The following is a 4,121-nucleotide window of genomic DNA, read 5'->3' as shown; positions in this document are numbered from 1 at the left end:
TAAAATGCCGTGGCGGGAATCTTTCTATAGTAGGAGCTATAGATGATAGTACCGCGAAGGAAATTTTGCATACCCTTCATCGGGCTGCAAAGACGCCTACACCACTGGTGACAGCTTGTGTTGGTGTAGGAGTATGTCACCTGTGGTGGGAATCTTCAGGCCGGAAAAAAGATGAGCTATTGTCTCAATCCCCATTGCCAAAAGCCGCAGAATCCTGACTCAACCAAGTTTTGTCTGGCGTGCGGCTCTAAATTGCTTCTGAAAGAGCGTTATCGCGCCCTTCAACCTATCGGTGAAGGAACATTTGGCAGAACTTTTTTAGCTGTCGATGAAGATAGGTTGGAAACTCGCTGCGCCATCAAACAATTTTTCCCCCAAGTTCAAGAAAAGGCAGAATTAGAAAAGGCAACTGCACTGTTTAAACAAGAAGCTCACCGGCTGCACGAACTCGGAGCACACCCGCAGATTCCAAGTTTGCTGGCTTCTTTTGAACAAGCCAAACGTCTGTATCTGGTGGAAGAGTTAATCGAGGGAAATAATTTGTTTCAGGAGTTGCAGCAGCGGGGAGCTTTTAGCGAAGAACAGATTTGGGAATTGTTGATCAATTTGTTGCCTGTTTTGCAATTTGTTCACGAGCAGCAGGTGATTCATCGGGATATTAAGCCGGAAAATATTCTGCGGAGAACTCCCCAAAGCTTGGGGGCTGGGGCGGGATATGGCAACTCGACTCCTGGTAAAGGAAAAGGAGGGGCCTCTTTACCTCAATCTTCTGGTGGTATACAAGGGATAATTGTGCCTGAATCTCCTGCTGTACAGGGTTCGGCGAGGGGGGGTCAGTTTGTGCTAGTAGATTTTGGAGTTGCTAAGCACATTAGCGGCTTTTCTGAGGCGCAAACTGGGACGATAACTGGAACTGCTGGCTATGCGCCCATCGAACAAATTCGCAGTGGCAAAGCCTATCCGGCGAGCGACCTTTACAGTTTGGGCGTTACCTGCATTCACCTGCTAACTGGGGCGGTACTGAAGGATTTGTTCGATGCTTTGGAATGCAAATGGATTTGGCGATCGCACCTGGCGCAAAAAGGCATAAAAGTCAGCCCAAAACTAGCAACTATTTTGAATAAATTGCTCAAAGATTCGGTAAGAGAGCGATATCAATCCGCTGCTGAAGTCTTGCAAGACTTGGTAAATGTTGGGCAATATCCCCGCTCTCAAATCAGTTATAATTCTCTCACCAAAATAGCTATTAATTCCCCAGTAACTAACTCGCAGCCAAATACAGCAACCGCCGTCTCACCCGCGCGGCGCCACAAGATTCATGTTGCGCCATCCCCTAGCAATCCGACATTATTGTCGTCTAATAACTGGCAGTGCGAGCGCATTCTCCACGGTCATTCAGCCTCGGTTAATGCTGTTGTTATTAATCCTCAAGGCAATATTCTCGCTAGTGCCAGCGATGATAAAACAATTAAGCTGTGGAACCTGCAAACAGGTGAATTCATCCATACTTTTTTCGGCCATTCCGCAACGGTTGATGCTGTGGCAATCAGCCCAGACGGGAGAATGCTAGTTAGCGGCAGTTTTGACAGAAAAGTCATTGAGTGGAAGCTGGATAAAAAGGCGATGATTCGCGAATTTTATAGCGATTTTGGTTCGCCGTACAGTCACCGGTACGGCTCCGTGTACTCGGTGGCTTTTAGTTGCGACTCTGGAGCGATTGCGAGTGGCAGCGGCGACAAGAGTATTAAATTGTGGAACCAGCGCAACGGAGCATTGGTTCAAAAACTTTCGGGACATTCTGACAAGGTTTTATCTGTTAGTTTTCGCCCTCAAAGTATGATGCTTGCCAGCGGCAGTGCTGACACAACTATCAAGATTTGGCGTGTAGGTATTGGGGAGAGTGTACGGACTTTTTTCGGTCATTCTGATTGGGTTTATGCGATCGCATTTAGTCAAGACGGCAAGATGATTGTCAGTGGAAGTGCCGACGCTACTATTAAATTGTGGAATGTCGATACAGGGGAATTGATTAATACTTTGAGGGGGCATTCTGATGCGGTTATTTCGGTGGCGATGAGTCCCGATGGCGAAATTATGGCTAGCGGCAGTCGAGACGGTACGGTTAAACTCTGGAATCTGGAAACAGGAGAATGTTTGTGCTCTCTTGCTGGGTGCAATCCGGTGGCTTTTAGTCCTGACGGTCAAACTTTAGTCACCGGTGGGAATGGCGGCGAAGTGTTAATTTGGCGGGCGTCTGTTTAATTGGGCGAGATAACTGAGATACTGGTGAAGGCGATCGGTGTCAGTATCAAGTAAACCACTAGCCCAAGAATGCAAATTAAGTTGCGATCGCATTTCTCGAAACACCGCAGCATCTTCGCGATTGTCTAGAGGAAAAACCCCAGCATCAAATCCAGCCGACTTGAGACGGCTAACAGTTCCCTCGCCATTTTGCACCCATAATTGACGGTTAATGCGAAAGGGTTGACAGGAATATTCACCGACAACAATTCCCCCCACAGAAACGCTAGCATCTTCTCCCCGATTGGAAAGTTCTTCCAAAAGGGCTTTGAGGTCATTGAGTTTTTTCCTGTCTTGTACTTGCTGCGGTGTAAGCTTGACAATGACCATTTCTAAAACTTCCACAGGTTTTGTCGATCGTACAACGTTGACTGGTTCCGTCGGCCAAGGGTTTTTTATTTCCGGTTGGGCCGTCTCGATTTCCTCCGTCTCGATTTCCTCTGCAACCTGTACTGTTTCAACCGGCTTTGCAGTGTCTACAAGTATCTGAATTTCCTCCCCATCTTTCTCGATTTTTCCACTAATCTGTAAGATAGCATTCTCTACAATGTAAGGTTTCACTTGTTCGTAAGCCTTGGGGAACACAACAGCTTTTATTTGATGTGTCAAATCTTCTAATTGCAAAATTGCCATCGCATCGCCTTTTTTTGTCACTACAAGTTTGATAGCGCTGAGCATGACAATAACTGATACTTTCCCCTTTTTATCTGCTAACTGTTCGAGAGTCACAACATCTGGGTCTTGGTTTACTTGCATGAGAAACTTTAGGGGATGTTCTGATACATAAAAGCCCAGCAATTCTTTCTCTAAACGCAACTTCTCCTGTTTGTCATAATCTTTTACCAATTTAGCTTTTGGCGCCGACTCATAGGTATTGACAGACTTACCAAAGCTATTCGTACCTAACAAATCAAAGAGATTACCTTGCCCGCTTTCTCGATCTCTTTTGCGCTCTTGCGCCCATTTCATCACCCCTTCGAGGTTCTGTACTAATTGATTGCGGTTGGGGTCAATTTTATCAAAAGCACCGCATTGAATTAAAGCTTCTAGAGCGCGGCGGTTCACAGAATGGAGATTTACGCGATCGCACAAATCCGGCAGCGATTTAAACTTACCCCCTTCCTGCCGCGCCGCCAAAATATTTTCAATTGCCGCTTCTCCCACATTTTTAACCGCCGAAACCCCAAACAAAATTTTATCTTTTGCACCTCCAGTCATCTGTTTGGGCAGCGGTGTAAAAGTAAGTTCAGAACTATTAATATCCGGCGGCTCAACCTCAATACCCAGCTTGAGACAATTGGCAATATATTTCTGTACTTTATCCTGATCGCCCCTGTTAGCAGTCAGCAGTGCCGCCATGTATTCTACAGGATAATTCGCCTTTAAATAAGCCGTTTGATACGTGATATAGGCATAGGCCATTGAATGGGATTTATTAAAACAATATTCCGCGAATTGCAGCATCTGCGCGAACAACTTTTCAGCAATTCTTTGGCTAACTCCATTCTTAGTTGCCCCATCGATAAACGTTTCCTTTTGCTTCTGCATTTCATCAGCTTTCTTCTTGCCCATTGCGCGCCGCAGCAAGTCAGCTTGACCCAAAGAATAGCCCGCCAAATCTTGAGCCATCCGCATAATTTGCTCTTGAAAACAAAGCGTTCCGTAAGTCTCTTTTAAAATCGGCTCTAATAGCGGATGATCGTACTCAACAGCTTTACCGTGCTTGCAGTCAATAAACTGAGGAATTAAACCTGCATCCAGCGGGCCGGGTCGGTAAAGTGCCAAAATAGAAGAAATATCATCCAGGCAAGAAGGTTTGA

Annotated in this window: 3 protein-coding genes; 2 read left to right on the top strand and 1 reads right to left on the bottom strand. The window is 45.9% G+C overall.

Annotation, left to right across the window (positions count from 1 at the left end; translation table 11 throughout):
• A partial coding sequence (locus ACUVJL_RS06240; protein WP_445245062.1) for a hypothetical protein occupies nucleotides 1–218 on the top strand: 218 nt, incomplete at its 5' end.
• Nucleotides 172–2,262 carry a protein kinase domain-containing protein gene (locus tag ACUVJL_RS06235; protein WP_445245061.1) on the top strand — a complete coding sequence of 697 codons (2,091 nt, stop codon included), beginning with the start codon at nucleotides 172–174 and terminating at the stop codon, nucleotides 2,260–2,262. The genes ACUVJL_RS06240 and ACUVJL_RS06235, both read left to right, overlap by 47 nt.
• Here the strand turns inward: ACUVJL_RS06235 and dnaE are convergent.
• Nucleotides 2,239–4,121 (bottom strand): DNA polymerase III subunit alpha (dnaE, locus tag ACUVJL_RS06230; RefSeq protein ID WP_445245060.1); only part of this gene is annotated, 1,883 nt, incomplete at its 5' end. The two genes, ACUVJL_RS06235 and dnaE, sit on opposite strands and share 24 nt — an antisense overlap.

Origin of the sequence: Microcoleus sp. OTE_8_concoct_300 (genome assembly GCF_031383065.1) — a bacterium.
Classification (GTDB): Bacteria; Cyanobacteriota; Cyanobacteriia; order Cyanobacteriales; family Microcoleaceae; genus Microcoleus.
This window is presented reverse-complemented; position numbering and strand designations above follow the sequence as displayed.